Raw genomic sequence first — 20,869 nt, 5'->3', positions numbered from 1 at the left:
GTTACACCAACCTTGGAGCGACGTATTTCAGCTCAGCGCGACTACCGCAAAGCAGCAGCGTGTCGAACTCATTAAGCACAAAATCATCATTGATATTGGTGTAGACGGCTTCTTCGCGCTTCACCAATATCGGCTGAATGTTGTAACTGCCTCGGCTGATCAACTTAGAAAGCGGCGTATCGTGCAGATTGGATTTAACGTGGATTTCCACCACATACAAACCATGGCCCATTTCCAAATAGTTGTTCACCATCGGATAGTTGAGTGCCTGCGCGACTCTTACGCCCATCTCCTCTTCCGGATGAATAATGCGTTGTACACCCAGCTTAGATACGATGGTGTGGTGTGCTTTGGTGCTCGCTTTGACCCAAATGGATTTCACACCCAGATTTTTCAGCGCCAGCGTACACAACAAACTGGCTTGCATGTCTTCACCAATCGCCACCAACACCACATCACTGTTCGCTAGCGCTAACTCTCTGAGTGCACCTTCGTCTGTTGCGTCACATATAACCGCTTGCGTTAACTCTTCGACGTATTTTTCGACGATTTTCGGGTCGCTATCCACCCCCGTTACGGTGTGTCCAAGATGAATAAGTTCTAAGCTGGCGGCAACGCCAAATCGCCCTAAACCAATTACTGTAAAGTGAGCCATATCAATACCTAACTGTGTTTTATGTATAGAAAATGCTAATGCGTTAAGAGCTAGACTGATTTTCCGTCGCGGAAAATAGGCAACACGAATCCTGTTCGAGTGCCGATAACCAGCACTAAACCTTGGCATTAACGTTGATTAAATTTGGAATTTAGTGGTGCTTGGACGTCTCAAGCACTAAACGATAACCCAGCCCCGGCTCGGTTTTTAATAGCCGCTGTTCGTCAGCACTATCGTTCAGTTTTTTGCGTAGTTGACTCACTAACACGCGTAAGTAGTGAGTATCTTCGATATGACTTTTTCCCCAAATTACCGATAGCAAATGAGTTTGCTCAATGAGTTTTCCCGGCTTGAGAATCAACTGTTCAATGAAGGAAAACTCTTTCTTGGTGAGTGGAATTTCCCTCTGATCCAACCAAAATTGGTGAGTACTTTTGATGATTTTGACTCGGCCAGCCACCAGCTCATCAGCGACGGCTTGCTCATCCACCAAATCTCGAACCAGCACTTTGATGCGCGCGATGAGCTCTTTTACGCCAAAAGGCTTGCTCAAGTAATCATTCGCGCCCGCTTCTAAAAGGCGGATTTTTTCCTCTTCTTGATCGCGAGCTGTCAGCACTAGCACTGGCGTTTTATAGGTCTGACGAAGCGCAGTGAGGAACTCCGTCCCATCGCCGTCGGGCAAGCCTAAATCTAGCAGAATGACGTGCGGCGAATGCGCTTCGAAACACGCTTTGGCTTCTGCAATGGTACTCGCGCCAATGTAATCAAACCCTTCAGCAGACAGCGAAATTCGAATAAAGGTATGAATGCGAGGCTCATCGTCCACGACTAAAACTTTGTAACTCACGACTGCTCTGCTCCTTGATTGAGTGGAAGTCGAATGCGGATCAGCGTCCCTTCTGATACTGGCATAGATTGAATCTCTCCTTGGTGTGCGGTGATGATGCCTTTGGCAACCGCGAGTCCCATTCCGGTTCCTGAATCGGCCGATTTGTTGTTCACGCCGGAATAGAAAAGGTTGAATATTTTTTCCGCATCTTCAGCTTTGATGCCAATCCCCATGTCCCGAACATCAATCACGCACGACGAACCCTGCTTAGAAAGAGAAACCTCAACAGATTTATTCTCTGGCGAAAATCGCATGGCATTATCCAACACATTGAAGATCGCTTGTTCGATAAGCGAACGACTTACTGATAAATAACCAACGGAATCATCCATATTCATGGATACTTTCTCGGTGTAATTCGGCAAACGAGAAACCGCATCCCGCACAATATCCGCAATCAGCTCATCTTTTTTAGTAATTTTTAATGTGCCATGCTGGAGCTTAGTCGCCTGTAAGAGGTTCTCGATATATTGATGCAAGCGGTGGCTTTCTGAAGTCGCACTGTCGAGCAATTCTTTGCGCTCTAAGTCTTTGAGCTTGGGCATGTACTCGTTGAGTGTGGTCAGTGTTCCAATAATGGTTGCTAGCGGCGTGCGTAGGTCATGGGACACCGATAGCAGGATGCTATTTTGCAGCTTGGTTTGTTTTAACTCGCCCTGCTGGCGACGATAAAGATCTGCAAAAGTGCTGGTGATAAATGCCACCACCATAAACACGACTAGATTAAAAATGTCTTCCGGACGAAACATCTGCAAAGAGTAACGAGGCGTCGTGAAAAAGAAGTTGAAGCTCAGCGCTTCGATCACCGCCGCCGCATAAGCGAATCGCGAGTTGCATTGAAATGCCACCACCACGACGGCTAACTGCAAAATCAGCAGGACCGCAGCGGTAGAGCCAAACAATTGGTCTAACAGCCATGAGGCCACAACCGCGCCAATAATCACGATGGCAGAAAAGAGAAATGTGTTATCTCGCCAATGAGCAAACATAAAGTACATCAACCAAAATTCGATGCAGAAACTTTAGCAAAAGCCCATTCGGAGTTCGCGTAAAAAAAGCGTAAAAAATGCAAGAACGACAGTCAGTTATAAACATAACCATCATTAAGTTAGCCTAACTTAATGAATAATCACAAGTAAACGTCACCCATTGACGCCTACTCACTCGGTATAAACGGCAGACATAAAAAAGAGGAGCATTTGCTCCTCTTTCGTGTAGCGTCATATTATATGACTTGCAGTTGAGCATCACCTTGCTCAGACAAAAAGCCGCCGGTTTGATGCTTCCACAACTGAGCGTAAACACCACCCAATTGCAGCAGCTCGTGGTGTGAGCCTTGCTCAATGATTTTGCCGTCATCCATCACAATCAAACGATCCATCGCGGCAATCGTTGATAAACGGTGAGCAATTGCAATCACTGTTTTTCCTTCCATCAGAACTTCAAGGTTTTCTTGAATTGCCGACTCCACTTCTGAATCAAGTGCAGACGTAGCTTCGTCCATGATCAAAATTGGCGCATTTTTCAACAGCACGCGAGCAATCGCCACTCGTTGACGCTGACCGCCAGACAACTTCACGCCGCGCTCACCCACTTCAACATCGTAGCCGGCATTGCCTTGTTCATCTTTCAACGTTTGGATGAAGTCATGCGCGTGTGCTTTTTCAGCAGCTGCGATAACGGCATCCATTGAAGCATCTGGATCACCGTAAAGAATGTTTTCCTTAATTGAGCGATGTAGCAAAGAGGTGTCTTGCGTGATCATACCAATGTGTTGGCGCAGCGACTCTTGTTCGACTTGAGAAATATCCTGTCCATCAATACAAATTTTCCCCGTATTTACGTCGTAAAAACGCAGCAACAGGTTAACCAACGTGGATTTTCCTGCCCCAGAACGACCGACAATACCGACTTTTTCGCCCGGTTTGATGGTCAGATTCAAGTTCTCAAATACCGCCTTTTCATCACTGTAGTTAAAACCTACGTGATCAAAACAGATCTCACCTTGAGAGATTTGTAGAGGCTTGGCATTTGGTATGTCTTTCACTTCAACGTCGTTTGAAATCGTATTAATACCGTCCACTACCGTACCGATGTTTTCAAACAATGCACTAACTTCCCACATGATCCACTTCGACATTCCTTGTACGCGCAACGCAATACTAATGGCAATCGCAATAGCACCAATTGTTACAGCGTGATCTAGCCATAGATAAACCGAAATGGCACTGATAGACATCAGCAGTAAATAGTTGATGGCATCGACACTAAACAGCAAACAAGTCACCATGCGCATTTGGCGGTAAACCGTCACCAAAAATTGCTTCATGCTGCTTTCTGCGTATTCCAACTCTCGCTGTGAATGAGCGAATAGTTTTACGGTAGAAATGTTGGTGTAAGAATCGACAATGCGCCCAGTCATTACAGAGCGAGCATCCGCTTGCTCTGTCGCTACTTGTTTCATTTTAGGGATAAAGTAGAACTGGATAACCGCGTACATTCCTATCCAAATCACAATAGGCAACATCAGCAAACCATCGGCCTCGCCCATCATCCAAAGCATCGAAAGAAAATAAACGCTGATATAAACCAGTACATCCACCAACTTCATGACCGTTTCTCGTACCGCTAACGCACTTTGCATCACTTTGGTCGCAACTCGGCCTGCAAAGTCACGTTGGAAAAATCCAACCGCTTGTTTTAGCAAGTAACGGTGAATCAACCAACGGATAGACATCGGGTAGTTACCCAATAACGTTTGGTGCATCACCATTGAGTGGACAAAACCGAGAACTGGCATCACAACCGCCACTAAGAACAGCATCATTAGCATGCGATCACCCTGATCTTGCCAGAATGTTGCGCGATCTTGATTAGAGAGAATATCGACGAGCTCGCCCATATAACGCAACAGCGTCACCTCAGTAATGGCAATAAGCGCACTGAACACAGCCATAACAAGTAAAGGGGCTTCAAAGCCACGAGTGTAAAAGCGACAGAAGCCAACAAGTGTCTTCGGTGGCTTTTCGGTTTCCATCTGGGGAAAGGGTTGGGTCAGTTTTTCAAACCAATTGAACATAACAACGACTTTAAGTACCGCGAATGAATTTGCGAACGTTTTACTATCTTTTGATACAAAAGTCAGTAAAATACCGAAACAAAAGTTCAAATGATAATAATTACAATTAAGCTTAGCGTTAATCATAATTGTCGGGAATATATTTATGACAAAGAATAACTTACTGACCATCGCGATCCGTAACGCGTTGGTCTGTGCTTTGGCACCAACAGCAGCAGTGGTTGCATTCACAGCACAAGCTCAAGAATACGTTGTACAAGATGACATTATTGCAATGGAGACCATTACGGTCACCGCGCAAGCACTTAAAGTAGAAACCCCTGCGGCAGAAACGCCGCGCAGCGTATCTATCATTTCTGAAGATGAACTTCGTGTTCGTGCACCGCAAAAATTGGACGAAGCATTACGCTACACATCTGGCGTAACCGCTCAGCCTTATGGTGCCGACAACGACACCGATTGGTTCAAAGTTCGTGGATTTGATGCTGCGACTTACCTAAACGGCAACCGCCTCTTCCGCGATGGTTACTACACATGGTTGGTCGAACCTTACGGCCTAGAAAGTGTGGAAGTGGTTAAAGGCCCATCAGCTATTCTGTTTGGTGAATCGGCACCAGGCGGCATCGTGAATGCGGTGCAGAAAAAACCAACGTTTACGCCTCAAGGCGAAGTAAAAGTCGAAGTGGGCAACAACCAACACCAGTCTGTGGGTTTTGACATTGCTGATGAAGCAAACGACGATGGCACAATCCGCTACCGTTTGGTTGGCCTGATGACAAGCCAAGATGGCGAACTGGACGGCACCAATAACGAGCGTTTTTATCTAGCGCCAAGCGTCGAGTTCGACATTTCTGACCGCACAATGCTGACCGTTTTGGCCACTTACCTTCGTGATGACGGTGTGCCAACCAACCCATTTTTCCCAGCGGCAGGCACTCTGATTGGTTCTAACTTTGGCAAAATCGATCCTTCGACTAACCTTGGTCAGCCAAACTACGATAAATACGAACGCACGCAGTTCTCTCTAGGTTATTTGCTAGAGCACGACATCAATGACACGTGGTCATTCTCTCAAAACCTCAACTACGGCTCCAATGAGTTGTACTTGCGCAGCTCTTACGCATTCTCAAACAACGATCCTGCGAAAGAAGAATTAGCGCAAGGCATCGTATTCCGTGACGGCAAAAACCAGAGCATCACATTCGACAATAACGCTGTCGGCAACTGGATGACTGACAACGCAGAGCACACGGTGCTTGTCGGTATGGATCTGCAATTCCACAAAACCGATGGCGACGAGCAGGACAACTACGCGTTTGGCACCATCAACCCGTGGAACCCAGTTTACGGCAACTTCACCCCTCTTGATCCTGCCAACAACGTGAAACGTGAGATTGAGAAATCTCAAGCAAGTGTCTACTCACAATACCAATTGAAACTGCATGAACAGTGGATTGGTAACATCGGTGCTCGTTACGACTGGGTGAAAACAGAAAACTCTGGCAAAGGCGCAGGCGTTGATCAAAACGAATCTCGTGATGATGGTCAGCTCTCTCTAAGTGCGGGTGTGATGTACCTTGCAAACAATGGCCTGTCACCTTACGCAAACTACTCTCAGTCGTTTGAAGTGATCAGCACTATTGATACGGCAACCAATGAGCTTTACAAACCGCTGGAAGGCGAGCAAGTAGAAGTGGGTGTGAAGTATGAGCCAAACTTTATGGATGGCTTTATCAACCTTGCATGGTTCGACATCACGCAAAAGAACGCGTTGGTCACTAACCCATCAACATGGATTGCGACACAAACAGGTGAAGTGACATCTCAAGGTATTGAGCTTGAAAGCACGGCGCAGCTAACCGACGATCTAAGACTGATGGCAAGCTACACCTACACTAAAGCGAAAACAGATGAGAGCTTTGGCCAAGGTAAAAAACAAGCCGCACTTATTCCTGAGCACCAAGCTTCTGCATGGGTAGACTACAGCGCCTACAGCCTGATTCCAGGCCTCAATATCGGTACTGGTGTGCGCTACGTAGGTGAGTCTAAAGATAACCCTAAGAGCTCGAACCTAACTGTTCCTTCAGTCACTCTTTGGGATGCGTCAGTCACTTACGACATCACTTCACAGTGGCAAGCACAGCTAAACGTGAACAACATTCTGGATAAAGAGTTTGTTTCAGGTTGCGATTACTGGTGTTACTACGGCCAGTCTCGCTCTGTCATGCTAAACGCAAACTACCGCTGGTAATTGAACTTTCTACTCCCCTCTCTTGAGGGGAGTTTTCTCCTAAGAGTCATCCATGTTTCAACTGTCTAATATTGAGATCGTTCGAGGTGGACGTCAGATCCTCGGCATCGACCAACTTAACATCCCAACGAATGAACTGACTGTCGTTTTGGGCCATAACGGTTCGGGCAAATCGACACTGGTGAACCTGCTTTCTGGTCAAATGTCTCCAGATAAAGGCACAGTAGCATTAAACGACACTTCCCTTTCATCACTCAAAACCAAAGAGCTGGCAAAGCAGATAGCCTATTTGCCACAAAAGCTGCCCTCCTCGGCTGGTTTAACGGTAGAAGAGCTAGTGCGCTTAGGCCGCTTTCCGTGGCGTGGCGCACTTGGTCGTTGGAAGCCTGAAGACAAACAGATCATCGCAGAAGCCATGGCTCTCACTGGCGTAGCTCCGTTTGCTCAAGAATTAGCGGACGATTTATCGGGCGGTGAGCGCCAACGCGCTTGGGTGTCTATGCTGTTGGCTCAACAATCACCGATTTTGATCCTAGACGAACCGACCTCCGCGCTCGATGTTCACCATCAATTTCAACTGATGGCGTTACTGGCAGAGCTAAATAGAACCGAGAACGTAGGCATTATCGTGATCCTGCACGATTTGAACTTAGCACTGCGCTATGCAACCCACATTGTTGCGCTCAAGAAAGGTCAAATTGCGTTCGAAGGCAACGCCGACATGTTGCTAGATGAGGATCGCCTTTCTGAGTTGTATGAGTCACCGATTAAGCTCATTGCTCATCCAACGCCAGCCAACACATTGGCGAGCCAAAAGGTGGCTGTTGTATGCGCATAATAGCTCGTTTAATTACTGTGGTTACACAATCTGCTTTTCTGTTAGCATTTTTTATGACTAATGCAAATGCAGTCATCACCGTTACCGATGAATATGGTGAGCATAGTTTTGAGCAAGCGCCGCAGCGCGTTGTTGCCTTAAACTGGGACATCTTAGAACAAGTTTTGGCGCTAAACGTAGAACCAATCGCAGCCCCAAATTTATCAGGCTACCGCCAATGGGTCGTAAATCCAACTGCACCAGAGTCAATTGAAGATATTGGAACCCGAGCCGAGCCCAACTTAGAAAAAATCGCCAGCTTGAAGCCAGATGTCATCCTTGCTGCGTCTCCACAGCAAGACTTGATTCCGTTACTCAAACAAATTGCTCCGGTTATCTATTTACCTAATTTTTCTGAAAATGAGGCTGCGGCCGAGACTGCTATTCGCCACTTTCGTACGCTTGGCAAGCTATTCAATAAAGAGGCACTTGCTGAACAGAAACTGACACAATTAGACACATCATTTGAGCAAATGCGCCAGCGAATTCGCCACTATTACTCTGAGCCACTCAGTGTTCTGGTGATGCGTTTTTCAACGCCGAATACAGTGTTTCTTGCAACCGAAAATTCCACCACAGACTACGTGGTCAGAAAGCTGGGATTACAGACTCCAATTAAAGAGGACCCACGTGCGTGGGGGGTAAAGCAAGATCGGATTAATCGACTTCAAAACCTTCACAACAGCTATGTTCTCTACGTACAACCTTTCCCAGAAGAACGCAAACTGAAAGATTCGCCACTTTGGCAAGCGATGCCGTTTGTAAAGAAGCAGCGGGTAAATTCAGTCAGAGCAGTGTGGGCGTATGGCGGTGCTATGTCTTTGCAATACACCGCTGAAGCGATTACCGACAGTCTAATAGAGTTGGCACCAAAGCAATGAGAACGAAACATTATATTGGTTATCTGGCGCTGATTACGTTACTTAGCGTCTTTAGTCTACAAATTGACACTAATTTATCACTCTTCGAACAGTGGCAATTATTAACAAAACCAGAGGTAGCGAGCGAATTTCGTGACGTATTTTTTACGCAAGCTCAGCTTCCTAGGTTAAGTATTACCCTGCTTGTTGGTGCCATGCTTGGTCTCACCGGCAGCTTAATGCAGCAATTAACGCAGAACAACCTCACCTCGCCGTTGACTCTTGGCACCTCTTCTGGCGCTTGGCTTGCATTAGTTGTGGTAAATATTTGGTTCGTCGATTGGGTAGCCGATTACTCTGCATTAGCCGCAATGGCGGGGGCTTTAGTGGCGTTTGGCCTGATCGTATCAATTGCCGGTGTGCGTAATATGACAGGTTTGCCGTTGGTCGTTTCGGGGATGGTGATCAATATCTTGCTCGGTTCTATCGCCACAGCCATTATTATTTTAAACGCTCAGTTTGCACAGAATATTTTTATGTGGGGAGCAGGAGACCTTTCTCAATACAGCTGGGATTGGTTTGAGTGGTTATTGCCTCGCTGCGCTATCGCAATCGTAATTTTGATCGTCGCACCACGTATTCTGACTCTAATGAAACTAGGGCAAGAAGGCGCAGCAGCCCGAGGCTTAGCGGTATTACCTGCTTTTGGCACGTTAATGGTGATGGGTATTTGGCTGGTATCTGCCTCAATCACCGCAGTTGGCATTATCAGCTTCATCGGATTACTGACACCCAATATTGCCAGAGCGATGGGGGCAAGAACACCGCACGACGAATTGATCAGCAGCATGCTTTTGGGCGCAATGCTGTTAATCATCACAGACTCTGCCGCCATCTCATTAAGCTTATGGTTAGAGAAAACCATTCCTAGCGGCGTAGCGGCTGCAGCTATTGGCGCTCCCGCTTTAATTTGGTTTACTCGTAAAAAGCTGACGGCAACCGATCAACTTAACCTTTCAATGAGCCAAGGAAAAACGGCGCTTTCTAAGCGCGCAGTTTGTAGCATAGTGATAATGAGCATCGTCGGGGTTCTGGTTTACTCATTCGTTACCCATGGTATAAACGGGATCCAATGGTCCGTGCCAGGGGAGTTCCAATGGCAATTACGCTGGCCGCGAATGCTAACCGCACTTTCTGTCGGTATTGCGCTATCCGTTGCCGGAATCATTTTGCAACGCATTGTTTACAACCCTCTGGCCAGCCCAGATATTCTCGGTGTGTCTTCCGGAGCCACGTTTGCCATTATTACGACAGGAGTCATCGCTGGGTCACTTCTCTCCGCATTTAACTGGGGTATCGCTTTTTTCGGAAGTATGTCCGTATTGATGTTATTGCTGATTATCGGTAAACGAAGCCATTTTAATCCATCTAACTTCGTGTTGTCCGGCATAGCACTAACGGCACTATTAGAAGCCCTTGTTCAATTTTCGCTAGCTCAAGGTTCTGGTGACAGTTACAAAATTTTATTGTGGCTAACTGGTTCAATTTATCGAGTCACAGCCGACACCGCACTGATGCTATGTTTGGCAATAATGGTTCTGCTTACCGCTGTATTCGCGATTTCTCGCTGGCTAACATTAATTTCCATCGGACGACAATTCTCAAATGCACGAGGACTTAACCCCACCGTAGCCAATACGCTAATGCTCACCATCGTTGCTTTATTATGCGCCTTTTCTACCGCTACAGTTGGTCCGATATCTTTTGTTGGCTTGGTCGCTCCCCATATGGCGATGATGTTAGGAGCAAGAAAAGTGAAAGAGCAACTAAGTGTCGGAGCCTTAATTGGTGCAACCCTAATGTTGTGGGCAGATTGGCTGGGACAAATCGCTATTTATCCAAGTCAGGTCGCAGCTGGCACATTGGTCGCTATTTTAGGCAGTACTTACTTTCTGTTTTTAATGCTGAAAAGTAAATTCAGCTAAGTATTCAGGGAATATAGTTAGAGCTGGAAATACCGTTAGAAAAACAAACCCCGCTATGTTTGATAGCGGGGTTTGTTTTAACTGGCGTACGACACTTCTCTATTTTTCACTCACCACAGGAAAGCGCTGCTCATAAAGTTCCATAAAGTCTTTACGAATCAAATGCTCCAAGTGGTTAGCTTTATCGGTCGGGCAGAAAATCATAACATGCAAAATCTGCTCACCATTGATATTACTAGAAATATGCATATGTGGCTCTGCACCGGGAAGATCGACCCCCGCGTGTTTTTCAATCATCGCATTGTAGCGATGCGCAACATCACTGAAGTAGCTACAATGCTCTTCAATCTTGTCGGTCAAGATTGGTAACAGAGGATACAAATTAACGAAGTCTTTCACCACGATAGAAAAATTGTGGTAGACGTAGCGCTTCATAAAATTGAGGTTCTTTACTGGGTAAGTAAAAAACATACTATTGGGTAAGGTCGCGGTTTTTCCGGTGTAGTGATATTGCCCATGGTGCAGGTCGATCTCTTGAATCACCGTCGCCATCATATTGTGCTCGATCACTTCGCCGCACAGTTTACCGACCTCAATCCAGTCACCGACACGAAAAGAACGTGAGCTTGCTCTTTGAATCGAGCCTGTAAAACACAAAATTATCTCTTTGGATGCCACAACAATGGCAACCGCTATCGCCGTGACACTTAGAGCAAACTCGTTTATTTCTGATTGCCATAAAATAAATAAAATCAGTAATGTAACGGCAAAGGTGCCGTTCTTAGTTCTGGACATCCAGCTGCGCTGATCTTCAGAAAGAAAGGCATGGTCACCACGAATCATCGATAAAATGGTACGACGAATTAACCACATAATCACAAAGATCAGTGCGGTAAAAATCAGTTTATGAGTGAGAAGAAAATCGACGACTAACTGCACTTTCTCCATTCCACGGCTCCCTTAGAATTAAAATACGGCCTAGTAACGGGTAACCATAACAAATTATTTTGTCAGTTGTCCGTGTTCACTCAAGTACTTTTGAGATTACTCCTCTCTAAAGGCGCGATTCATGCTTTCAGTGATTGGCTTTATTAAATAACTTAAAGGCGTTCGCGGTTCAGATAAAATAAGCACTTCCGCGTTCATTCCTGAAGTTAAGCGGTGTTTGGCTACATCTTCTTGCGAAATTGCAATTCTAGCGAGGTAAAAATCCTCTTGGTTTTCTTGTGAAAGCTTATCCGCAGAAATCGTTAACACCGTACCGTCTAATGGTGCCAACGTTCTAGCATTCAGAGCGGTCAGACGAACATGCGCCTGCTGACCCGGGTTAACTAAATCGATATCCTGAGGATTCACGCGAGCCTCGACTAACAACTTATCGTCTTGAGGAACCAACTCTAATAGCGTTTCACCCGAACCAATCACACCTTTTTCGGTAAATACCTGCATGTTGACCACACGGCCTGCAATAGGTGCATTGATGGTTGTTCTCGCTACAATATCTTGGGCTGAGCGATACTCTTCACGGATGGCGACGATTTCCTTTTTGGTGTTTCGTAGCTCCTCGACAATCTCATTCAGTCTTTCAAGCTTCAACTCTTCAATTTGCGCTTGGTTTTCATCCAACCTTTTGCTTACTGTGAGTGATTGTCTGTCTAACTGACTTAAGGTACTCCGCACTTCCGCTGCAAGACGTTTGAGTTGAAGTAAGGTGGATTTACCCGAAAAGCCTTTTTGAACTAAAGCTTGGTTACTGTCTATTTCTTCGGCGATAAAATTGAGTCTTTCTCTCTCAATGACTTTGGTTTGCTGGAGGTTTTCTAGCTCCAAATTTGCCCCAGAAATACTCTGCTCAATGATGCTCAGCTTACTATCAAAGAATCGCTTTCTCGCTTCAAAGATCTTGTTTTGAACCAGTTGAGCTTCTTGGACGATATCGACGCGAGGAATACTTTCAAGATCATCAGACCATACGATCGTTGGCAATTCATCTAGCTCAGCACTTAGACGGTTTTCCTTCGCTAGAGTATGAATAAACTGACCACTTAATGAATCCAACTTCGCCATAGCTTGTCGCTTAGAGAGTTGAATTAATAATTGACCTTTTTCAACCAAGTCTCCCTCCTGCACGTACAGCTTTTCAATAATGCCGCCTTCTAGATGTTGAATTTCTTGTCGCTTAGTGAGAACAGACAAATCGCCATAAGCAATTGCAGCACTCTCTAATTTCGCTGTCGCAGCCCAGTAGCCTAGGCCACCAAGAAAAATACTTAGCGTCACCACACCAAGTAAAATTGGCTTTCGAAAGCTTAGTTTCGCTTGCGGACTAAAACGATAAACGGTTTCAGACGGATGCTGATTAACGACTGGCAGTTGATTGCTCATTTCTTACCCTTGGAATATCTGTTCTTTCTTCGCCCATCAAGCGTTTTAATACTTCATCTTTAGCACCGTATAATTTGACTCGACCTTCAGCCAAATACAGCAATCTATCCATTTGTCGTAATGTACTCGGATTATGGGCAATGACGATAATCGTTGAGCCTTGCGCCTTTAAATGGGCAATCAAACGTTGATATGCAGCCTCTCCTTCACCATCAAGGTTGGCATTAGCTTCATCGAAAATCACAATAGGTGGATCGCCATAAACGGCTCTAGCAAGTGCGATTCTCTGCCTTTCTCCTCCAGATAAACCACGGCCATTTTCGCCAATAACGAAATCATAACCTTTATTTTTCTTGAGTATTAATTCATGACATCCTGCTAGTTGCGCCGCCTTGATGACTTTAGCGGGGTCTTCCTCTTTGAAGCGCGCGATGTTCTCCCGAATTGTGCCAGGAAACAACTCTACTTCTTGAGCGAGATAACCAAAATGGGCGCCGCGATCTTCCGATGCCCAAGTAGACACTTCCATACCATCAAGCGTAACCTTACCTGCTAATGGCTTGATCGTACCTAATAACAACCGAGCAAACGTCGATTTACCAGTACCAGAAGGGCCAATAACTCCGACAGCGACTCCGGGAGGAATGGATAAGTTGATCGATGAGAGTACAGGCTCTGCTGTGCCAGGATGGCGATAAGCAAGCCCAGTAAGTTCATAGTGTCCTTTTGGCTTTGGCAGTGGCATATTCGATTCATCTTGGCGCACGATTGTGTCGATTTCTTTTAGTCGTTTATACGCGGCTTTAGCAGACATAGCACTTCGCCATGTTCCAATCGCCTGCTCCATCGGCGAGAGTGCCCGACTCATTAAAATGGAACTCGCGATCATCGCTCCCGCAGTAATCTCATGTTGGATCACTAACCATGCTCCGCCTCCCAACAAAAAGATCTGTAGTGAACCACGTACAAACTTAGAAAAGTTAGCCATGTAAATGGACTTACCTGCCACTCGCTCTTCGAGCATATTGACTTCATTCACGCGCGACTGCCATTTCTCTAAAAACGCGTTCATCATCCCCATCGCAAGAATTGAATTGGCATTTTGCGTGGCTAGCTCGGCGTTGTTGATATGAGAGATCGCCCTAACTTCACTTTCTTGCATGGTTTTACGCGTCATTAGCTCATTGAGTAGCCCGAGACTAAACAATACGATAGACCCGAGTAACGCGATGTGACCCAATACTGGGTGCAATAAATATACGAACAAAATAAACAGCGGTGTCCAAGGCGCATCCAATAGTGGATAGGGTGCTTGGCTGCTCAAAAAGCTTTTGATGTTCTGAATATCTCGCAGCGTTTGCGAGGTGTAACTCTTCCCTGTGTGCGATTGGTATTGAATGCTGCGCTTAAGCATAAAAGTGGACAGTTTGGTGTCCATCCAATAACCAAATGATTTACTCATTTGCGCGCGAGCGATATCAATAATCGACATGGTTAGTAACGCGACAATCACGATAATAGTGAGCAAAAGTAGAGTATCGGTTGAATAGGAGGATATCACTCGGTTGTACACTTGAAGCATGTACAAGGGAATCGAGAGGACTAGTATGTTGATAAAAAGGCTAAAAGCGATTAGCAAGCCCGCAAGCGTGCATAGTTTTTGTCTCACTTCTTTGAAAACCGTTTTTTGCACGACTATTTCCGTTTAAATTGAAAATTTAGGCGCCAGCAAAAGCTAGCACCTAACTTAAGACAGCCTCAAATACACTCTAGAATGACCGAGTTAGTTCACCTCAGCGTGACAGAGCCACATAAACTAATCCCATTCTGAGTGATTTAAGTCATTTAGATTGCAAATAAATCCGCACCGTAAGTATTGATGTCAGTTTCGGTAACGCCAATGAGTTTCACGGTTAGATCAGCACCATCGGTAAACACGGCATTACCTACAGCATCATAGCTAAAGCTTAAATCACCGAAGTCTGTGACCGAGTCGCTAATAATGTGCAAAGAATCTTCACCAATGGTGAAATCCACAACTTTTGCTTCACCATGGCCACCAAACTTATCCGTGAACACAAACTTATCGCCATTGCTGCCGCCAACTAGAACATTATCACCAGAACCAGCTACAAGAATATCTTCACCGACGCCGCCATTTAGTTTGTTGTCACCCAACAAACCCAAAAGCAAATCATTACCTGTACCACCGCCGAGGTAATCGTTTCCTGTACCAGCCCTTAGGATGTCATCACCAGCACCACCAGTTAGGCGATCATCACCGTCGCCGCCGATCACATAATCGTTACCGCCACCGCCAACAAACGAATCATTACCACCAAAACCAATAAACAAGTCATCGCCGCCATCGAAATCAGCAAATTGGTTATTTACACCTGCATCGCCTAGATACGTGTCATTGTCACTTGTGCTCATTTTTATTCCCTCTTGTCTTAATAATTGAATAGACCTTTTATTCTATGTCTGAGTAGATTTGTAACAGACATGAGAAGTCTAATAGTCAACCGAATAGGAATAAGTTTGAATATGGGATGATATTTCAGACTGACATTTTAATAATAAATATAAAACTTAGTACTTTATAGAGTATTTTCTTTTTATTACAGTAAGTTAATACTAGTACTACAGATTTCGCCTAGCCCAACTTGTTGCTTGCGTACGGTTCTTTACTTCTAACTTTCTAAAAATATTGTATAGATGTGATTTAATAGTATGCTCACTGATAAATAAAGAATCAGCAATTTCCATATTTGAGCCTCCTTCTTTCAACATTTTTAAAACTTGAATTTCACGCCGAGTAAGCTCTACCTCGATAGCGGGCTCAATAATGCTATTCGCTTCTTTTCCTCGATAATAATTAACCAGCTGATCCAGTAATCTTCGAGACAGCCAATTATCTCCTTTTATTATTGCTTTTAACCCCTGACACACCTTGTCCATAGAGTCTCCCGGACCGAATATACCCTTTACATGCGGCCATGAGGCGAGTTCTTCTGTGTCTAAGTCATAACCTAAATTAAGCATTATGGTTCCTAGCACTTTATTACTATCTTTTAAATAAACTAAAGTTTCGGATGGAATCTCAACTGAAAAATCAACAAGCAAAAAGTAGCGTTCCGGAATGAGTTCGTGATAACTAGGGTTTTTAGTATCTATGATCGTTATTTTAGTTTCTATATTTTTAGAAAGCATTTCCTTAAAGTTTTCACTCTGTAAACTTTGTTGAGTGAGCATTAGGACTTCAGGCTTTTCCATATACTGTTCCATAATGTTTCTCATACTTTCAGTGACTTAACATTCTTAAATTCGTCGTTAATCGTCCGCACTTAGTGTGATATGTAAGTGCTAGTCCACAGAGTAAAGTTATTTGCTACTTTTTTAAATTCCAAAGTTATTAAAAAGAGAATCAAAAAAAGTGTTTCTCATAAAAGAAACACTTTTAACACATTTAGGTCACAGTAATGATTAAGAATTCACTAAATTAAATAACGTAGTATTTCAAGGAGATTACACTGTTAACGAGTTATCCGAAATATTTTCTTTCGCCCAAATAAGTGCTTGGACTCTATTTTTTACTTCAATCTTCTTGAAAATATTGTGTAAATGAGTCTTTACCGTATTCTCGCTCACAAATAGTTGTTCAGCAATTTGTTGATTGGAAGCCCCCATAGAGAGAAAGGTAATTATTTGTTGCTCTCGTTTGGTCAAAATAGCGGGAACATTCTTATTTATAGGTTTGCAGTGGCGACGAAGGTGAGTAATGTATTGCTGAGAAAACTTACGGCTGAACCACATATCCCCCTGAAGTACCTTACCAATCCCAACTTGCAGCGTTTTTATATCATCAGAGGTATAAAAAATACCTGCTAGAGTACGCCAAGCAAAAAGATCTTCAGTCGAAACGGATTGATCACAATTAATTAAGATTTCGAGCGTATCTTTCTGTTGCGACTCTTTAAATTCCGAATAACGCCGAAATATTTCATCAGTGATCACGCTGCAATCAACAATAATGGCTGACGCTAAAGGCGAATCTAACGCTCCGTGAATAAGAGAGTCTGGTGTGATTAGAGCAACACTAATACCGAGTTTGGTCTCCAATACATCTTTCAGCAGAGATGACTGCAGACTGCCCTCCGTGATTAAAATGACATTTCTTGTTTTTTGTTGCTCCATCCTGATCGCATTCCCTTGGTCGCTTTTATTGAAATACGCAATAGATTTAGATAGAGCAGTAGTATTGTCAAGTATGAAAATAACTAGTACTAATTAATAACTCATTGAAGTGTCAATAATTTTTAAGTGGCAAGTCTGTAAGAGGTATTAGCATTTTTCAGACATTAAAAAGGGAGCATACACTCCCTTTTTTGTATTTGAGTTGGTGATTTTGTCGCGCCCGTTAGAGCCGAAACCTCACCCTAGCTTAGTGAACTGGAACAGAGTTTTTTTGGTTAAATTTACCAAAGTGTTGCTCTAACACTTCTGGCGTCAACTTACCTTCTGCTTCCAGCTTTTTTAGCTCAGCGACGATCGCTTTTTGCTCTTCTAGCGACGGCAGTTTTACTTCTGGCTCCTGAGCGGCTTCCTGAGAAATCTGCTCTAGTTCTTTTTCGAAGTCATTCATAGTACTTACCTAAATTTAGTTAGTGAACTTTTAAACTTCGGCTATTCTATCCAACTCTATAGCTTGAAGCTACCAACCATCTTGTCCAGACGTGAAGAGAGCGCTTGAAGATCACGACTTGCATCCGCCAGCTCTTCTGCCGTTGCCGTTGTCATTTCATTGATCGCGTTGATTTCTTCAATGTTTTGATTAATGGTATGCACCACAGTGGATTGCTCTTCCGTCGCCGTTGCAACTTGTGTATTACGATCAGAGATGTCTGTAATTCGCTCAGAAATATTGACTAACACTTCCACTGCTTCATCGGTTGAAGCGACCCCTTCAATAGTGACCGCTTTACCCGCTTCCATCGCACTTACTGCGTCTTGTGCGTCACTTTGAAGTTGGTTGATCATCCGTTGGATCTCTTCTGTTGAATCAGCCGTGCGTGACGCTAGGTTTCTTACCTCGTCAGCAACCACCGCAAAACCACGACCTTGCTCTCCAGCACGTGCAGCCTCAATCGCGGCGTTCAACGCAAGCAAGTTGGTTTGTTCTGATATGTCACGAATTACGCCCAGAATCGAGCCAATATCTTTAGTTGTCGATGCCAGCTGCGTGACGACAATATTGGTCGTTTCTACGTCATCAGCTAGGCGGCTAATCACCTCTTTGGCTTTCATAACCACTTCACGACCCGTTTGAGTATTATCAGAAGCCTGATTTGCCGTATCGGCAGCAGTAGCCGCGTTCGATGCAATTTCGCTGATGGTCGCACCCATCTGGTTAATCGCCGCAACAACTTGAATGGTTTGATCACGTTGCTCTTGGCTGTTGTCATGTGTGGATGTTGCTTTCGTCGAAACACTTTCTGCCGCTTGACTTAATGAGCCACTGGTCAAAGCAACTTCTTTCATTGTGGCGTGGATCTTCTCAATAAATCCGTTGAAGCCTTTTGAAAGCTGAGCAATTTCATCATTACCCTGAATTTCAATGCGCTGCGCCAAGTCGCCTTCACCTTGCCCAAGGTCGGTAAAACGATCGGCAATCAGTCGAATTGGTTTAGTAATACTATTTGCCAACCATACGCCCATCAGAATGAATACAACGGCGACAATGATGGTCGTAAACAGCATTTTTTGCGCAGTAGCATTTAGGTCCGCGAAGACTTCATCGACAGGAACTACACCAATGACAAACCAATTCATTGAAGGAACATACAAACTGGAAACAAACGTGTCCTGCCCTTCAAAGTCCACATTAATCAAATTGAAGCTGTTTTTATTCAGCAGTGCACTCGCATCACTACCAAATAGCTTGGTGATAGAAGTTTGGTTTTTACCTTGTTGACGATGTATTTGAATCTCACCCTGTTCGTTAGTGAGGAACACATAACCCGTATCTTCAATTTTAAACCCATTGAGCAGCGCAACCATGTCGTCCATCGACTTTGAAAGACCTGACATTGATGTGCCATTTAAGTCTTGGTAGTTGGCAAACATTTTTACTTCGCCGTTTGCCTCTTGGAAAACGCTCACTGACGTTTCTTGACCAGAAGACGTAAAGCCAAAGAACCAAGCATCTTGAGTTCGATTAAGCTGACGCAAGAACCCGTTTTGATTCCAGTAATATGCCGTTTGACGATTGGCTACCGACGCATCATTAAGTCCGTACTGGGATTTAACGTTATTGAGCTGCTGAACTAACTGAACTTCTACCGACGGGTCGCGGTCTGTATTAGATAGGGCTTCGACAATAAACTCGTTTGTTGCGAGCTGTTTTGCGGCTTGTTGCATCTCTACAACTTCGCGGTCAATTTCTGTATTGATTTGCTGCAGCATCGCAGGTAGTTCGATATCAATAAGACGGTGGCTCAACACATCTCTTGCATGACGCTGAGCCATAACACCAACGATAATTGTTGATGCTAAAACAGCAAACGTAATACCAAGTACAACCTTCTGTTTGATGCTCAAGGAATGAAGTTTCAACATATTCGGACCTTTTAAAAGAATCACTTGTTATTGGCCCCATAAGGGGAATCTGGTGCATATCTCATGACACGCACATCACAGAAACTTTATCGGCTCACATATACAAAACTAGAGGCATTTCTCACTATATTATGAAAAATAAATGTAACGCTCTGTCAGATAAGAACTTTCAGTGATAGCAAGTACTTGCAATTCTCTGCAGAGTCCCAATATTGAAAAGATAAATTGCGAAAGCGCATTGGAACTTTTTCCATCTGGAAAATGACCAATACTCAACACAAAAATCAAATGGATATCGAGAGTCCAAAGCATGCATAAATCTAACTTCGAAACTCTTCAGCAATACCTAGAGTCGCAGATCATTGGTCAGCAAGATCTAGTCAAACAACTGCTTGTTGCCCTTTTGGCAGATGGACATATTTTGGTTGAGGGCCCTCCTGGGCTGGCAAAAACCCGTGCAGTAAAATCACTCTCAGATTGTGTTGAAGGCGACTTCCACCGAATTCAGTTTACCCCTGACTTGCTGCCAGCCGATTTAACCGGCACCGATATCTTCCGCCCCGAAACCGGAGAGTTCACTTTCCAATCTGGTCCTATCTTCAATTCTCTTATCCTTGCGGATGAGATAAACCGTGCACCGGCCAAAGTACAAGCGGCGATGCTTGAAGCAATGGCAGAGAAACAAGTCACAGCAGGTCGCCATACTTACCCGTTGCCAGAGTTGTTTTTGGTCATGGCGACTCAAAACCCGATTGAACAAGAAGGGACTTATCCACTACCTGAAGCACAGCTAGATCGCTTTTTATTACATTTAGAAGTGGAATACCCAGATGCGGAGCATGAGCTATCTATCTTGCGTATTAACCGCGGTGAAGCAAAAGGCGAAACTACCGTCGAGCGCCCAATGTTAAGCCAACAAGATATATTCACTGCGCGTAAAGAAGTGTTGGATATTCATATGGCCGAAACGATAGAGCAGTACATCGTCCGTTTAGTTATGGCAACACGTCGAGCCAGCGAATATGACACTGAGCTGGATAAGTGGTTGTCAATGGGCGTTAGTCCACGTGCCACCATCGCTCTGGATCGTTGTGCCCGTGCGCACGCTTGGCTTGCAGGTCGTGATTTTGTGTCCCCAGAAGATGTTCAAACCATGGCTTATCCGGTTTTGCGCCACCGTTTATTACTGAGTTACCACGCTCAAGCGGAAGGCATTACGGCAAACCAAGTCATTGATAAGCTGCTAAACCTCGTTGGCAGTGCATAA

General features: G+C 44.6%; 17 protein-coding genes. 5 read left to right on the top strand and 12 right to left on the bottom strand.

Annotated features, from left to right (window positions below; genetic code table 11):
* Nucleotide 1 precedes the first annotated feature (1 nt).
* From J8Z23_RS22970 to J8Z23_RS22955, 4 genes are all read right to left on the bottom strand, one after another.
* The gene (locus J8Z23_RS22970) at nt 2-655 is read right to left on the bottom strand and encodes a potassium channel family protein (RefSeq protein ID WP_237311288.1); all 654 of its coding nucleotides are present in this window, start codon (nt 653-655) and stop codon (nt 2-4) included.
* A 151-nt stretch (nt 656-806) separates the two neighbouring features.
* Nucleotides 807-1,505 carry a response regulator transcription factor gene (locus tag J8Z23_RS22965; RefSeq protein ID WP_258687396.1) on the bottom strand — a complete coding sequence of 233 codons (699 nt, stop codon included), beginning with the start codon at nt 1,503-1,505 and terminating at the stop codon, nt 807-809.
* Nucleotides 1,502-2,536 (bottom strand): sensor histidine kinase, encoded by a 1,035-nt coding sequence (locus J8Z23_RS22960; RefSeq protein ID WP_434635456.1) that lies wholly within the window; start codon nt 2,534-2,536, stop codon nt 1,502-1,504. Before J8Z23_RS22960 ends, J8Z23_RS22965 begins: the two co-directional genes overlap by 4 nt.
* A 236-nt stretch (nt 2,537-2,772) precedes the next feature.
* A complete protein-coding gene (locus J8Z23_RS22955) occupies nt 2,773-4,626 on the bottom strand; it encodes an ABC transporter ATP-binding protein (RefSeq protein WP_434635454.1) in 1,854 nt (617 codons plus the stop codon).
* A 145-nt stretch (nt 4,627-4,771) separates the two neighbouring features.
* On the opposite strand from J8Z23_RS22955, the gene J8Z23_RS22950 reads away from it, so the two are divergent.
* The 4 genes from J8Z23_RS22950 to fhuB are packed head-to-tail and all read left to right on the top strand — an operon-like array spanning nt 4,772 to nt 10,599.
* Complete coding sequence (locus J8Z23_RS22950) at nt 4,772-6,877, top strand: TonB-dependent siderophore receptor (RefSeq protein ID WP_434635453.1); 2,106 nt, start codon at nt 4,772-4,774, stop codon at nt 6,875-6,877.
* A gap of 52 nt (nt 6,878-6,929) precedes the next feature.
* Nucleotides 6,930-7,715 carry an ABC transporter ATP-binding protein gene (locus J8Z23_RS22945; RefSeq protein WP_434635452.1) on the top strand — a complete coding sequence of 262 codons (786 nt, stop codon included), beginning with the start codon at nt 6,930-6,932 and terminating at the stop codon, nt 7,713-7,715.
* 53 nt (nt 7,716-7,768) lie between these two features.
* Nucleotides 7,769-8,635, top strand: coding sequence for an iron-siderophore ABC transporter substrate-binding protein (locus J8Z23_RS22940; RefSeq protein WP_434635451.1), 867 nt, complete (start codon nt 7,769-7,771; stop codon nt 8,633-8,635).
* Entirely contained in the window at nt 8,632-10,599 is a 1,968-nt protein-coding gene (gene fhuB / locus J8Z23_RS22935) for a Fe(3+)-hydroxamate ABC transporter permease FhuB (protein ID WP_434635450.1), read from the top strand. Before J8Z23_RS22940 ends, fhuB begins: the two co-directional genes overlap by 4 nt.
* Nucleotides 10,600-10,698: 99 nt before the next feature.
* Here fhuB and J8Z23_RS22930 read toward each other — a convergent pair whose 3' ends face one another.
* The 8 genes from J8Z23_RS22930 to J8Z23_RS22895 form a co-directional block, all read right to left on the bottom strand.
* Nucleotides 10,699-11,547 (bottom strand): mechanosensitive ion channel family protein, encoded by an 849-nt coding sequence (locus J8Z23_RS22930; RefSeq protein ID WP_005392418.1) that lies wholly within the window; start codon nt 11,545-11,547, stop codon nt 10,699-10,701.
* 96 nt (nt 11,548-11,643) lie between these two features.
* Nucleotides 11,644-12,984, bottom strand: a complete 1,341-nt coding sequence (locus J8Z23_RS22925; protein ID WP_258661439.1) for an HlyD family type I secretion periplasmic adaptor subunit — start codon at nt 12,982-12,984, stop codon at nt 11,644-11,646.
* Nucleotides 12,959-14,677, bottom strand: coding sequence for a type I secretion system permease/ATPase (locus tag J8Z23_RS22920; RefSeq protein WP_434635449.1), 1,719 nt, complete (start codon nt 14,675-14,677; stop codon nt 12,959-12,961). The genes J8Z23_RS22925 and J8Z23_RS22920 overlap by 26 nt, the downstream gene beginning before the upstream one ends.
* A gap of 152 nt (nt 14,678-14,829) precedes the next feature.
* Nucleotides 14,830-15,420: a calcium-binding protein gene (locus J8Z23_RS22915; protein WP_005392412.1), complete on the bottom strand. Its 591-nt coding sequence runs from the start codon at nt 15,418-15,420 to the stop codon at nt 14,830-14,832.
* Between the two features lie 207 nt (nt 15,421-15,627).
* A complete protein-coding gene (locus tag J8Z23_RS22910; RefSeq protein ID WP_080619247.1) occupies nt 15,628-16,284 on the bottom strand; it encodes a LuxR C-terminal-related transcriptional regulator in 657 nt (218 codons plus the stop codon).
* Between the two features lie 228 nt (nt 16,285-16,512).
* Nucleotides 16,513-17,181, bottom strand: coding sequence for a LuxR C-terminal-related transcriptional regulator (locus tag J8Z23_RS22905; RefSeq protein ID WP_182035853.1), 669 nt, complete (start codon nt 17,179-17,181; stop codon nt 16,513-16,515).
* Between the two features lie 247 nt (nt 17,182-17,428).
* Entirely contained in the window at nt 17,429-17,629 is a 201-nt protein-coding gene (locus J8Z23_RS22900; RefSeq protein ID WP_005392406.1) for a restriction endonuclease subunit S, read from the bottom strand.
* Between the two features lie 56 nt (nt 17,630-17,685).
* Nucleotides 17,686-19,602 (bottom strand): methyl-accepting chemotaxis protein, encoded by a 1,917-nt coding sequence (locus J8Z23_RS22895; protein ID WP_005392399.1) that lies wholly within the window; start codon nt 19,600-19,602, stop codon nt 17,686-17,688.
* Between the two features lie 310 nt (nt 19,603-19,912).
* Here J8Z23_RS22895 and J8Z23_RS22890 point away from each other — a divergent pair, with 310 nt between their 5' ends.
* Nucleotides 19,913-20,869, top strand: a complete 957-nt coding sequence (locus J8Z23_RS22890; protein ID WP_005392397.1) for an AAA family ATPase — start codon at nt 19,913-19,915, stop codon at nt 20,867-20,869.

Source organism: Vibrio sp. SCSIO 43086, assembly GCF_051132235.1.
Classification (GTDB): Bacteria; Pseudomonadota; Gammaproteobacteria; order Enterobacterales; family Vibrionaceae; genus Vibrio; species Vibrio diabolicus.
The sequence above is the reverse complement of the archived record's forward strand: the minus strand, read 5'-3'. Positions and strand labels throughout refer to the sequence as shown.

What these genes read in the sequence shown, in the direction of transcription:
- J8Z23_RS22910 (WP_080619247.1), bottom strand. Translation starts at nt 16,284, where the DNA reads ATGAGAAACATTATGGAACAGTATATGGAAAAGCCTGAAGTCCTAATG.
- J8Z23_RS22950 (WP_434635453.1), top strand. Translation starts at nt 4,772, where the DNA reads ATGACAAAGAATAACTTACTGACCATCGCGATCCGTAACGCGTTGGTC.
- J8Z23_RS22940 (WP_434635451.1), top strand. Translation starts at nt 7,769, where the DNA reads ATGACTAATGCAAATGCAGTCATCACCGTTACCGATGAATATGGTGAG.
- J8Z23_RS22960 (WP_434635456.1), bottom strand. Translation starts at nt 2,536, where the DNA reads ATGTTTGCTCATTGGCGAGATAACACATTTCTCTTTTCTGCCATCGTG.
- J8Z23_RS22930 (WP_005392418.1), bottom strand. Translation starts at nt 11,547, where the DNA reads ATGGAGAAAGTGCAGTTAGTCGTCGATTTTCTTCTCACTCATAAACTG.
- J8Z23_RS22915 (WP_005392412.1), bottom strand. Translation starts at nt 15,420, where the DNA reads ATGAGCACAAGTGACAATGACACGTATCTAGGCGATGCAGGTGTAAAT.
- J8Z23_RS22970 (WP_237311288.1), bottom strand. Translation starts at nt 655, where the DNA reads ATGGCTCACTTTACAGTAATTGGTTTAGGGCGATTTGGCGTTGCCGCC.
- J8Z23_RS22895 (WP_005392399.1), bottom strand. Translation starts at nt 19,602, where the DNA reads ATGTTGAAACTTCATTCCTTGAGCATCAAACAGAAGGTTGTACTTGGT.
- J8Z23_RS22905 (WP_182035853.1), bottom strand. Translation starts at nt 17,181, where the DNA reads ATGGAGCAACAAAAAACAAGAAATGTCATTTTAATCACGGAGGGCAGT.
- J8Z23_RS22955 (WP_434635454.1), bottom strand. Translation starts at nt 4,626, where the DNA reads ATGTTCAATTGGTTTGAAAAACTGACCCAACCCTTTCCCCAGATGGAA.
- J8Z23_RS22945 (WP_434635452.1), top strand. Translation starts at nt 6,930, where the DNA reads ATGTTTCAACTGTCTAATATTGAGATCGTTCGAGGTGGACGTCAGATC.
- fhuB (WP_434635450.1), top strand. Translation starts at nt 8,632, where the DNA reads ATGAGAACGAAACATTATATTGGTTATCTGGCGCTGATTACGTTACTT.
- J8Z23_RS22890 (WP_005392397.1), top strand. Translation starts at nt 19,913, where the DNA reads ATGCATAAATCTAACTTCGAAACTCTTCAGCAATACCTAGAGTCGCAG.
- J8Z23_RS22900 (WP_005392406.1), bottom strand. Translation starts at nt 17,629, where the DNA reads ATGAATGACTTCGAAAAAGAACTAGAGCAGATTTCTCAGGAAGCCGCT.
- J8Z23_RS22925 (WP_258661439.1), bottom strand. Translation starts at nt 12,984, where the DNA reads ATGAGCAATCAACTGCCAGTCGTTAATCAGCATCCGTCTGAAACCGTT.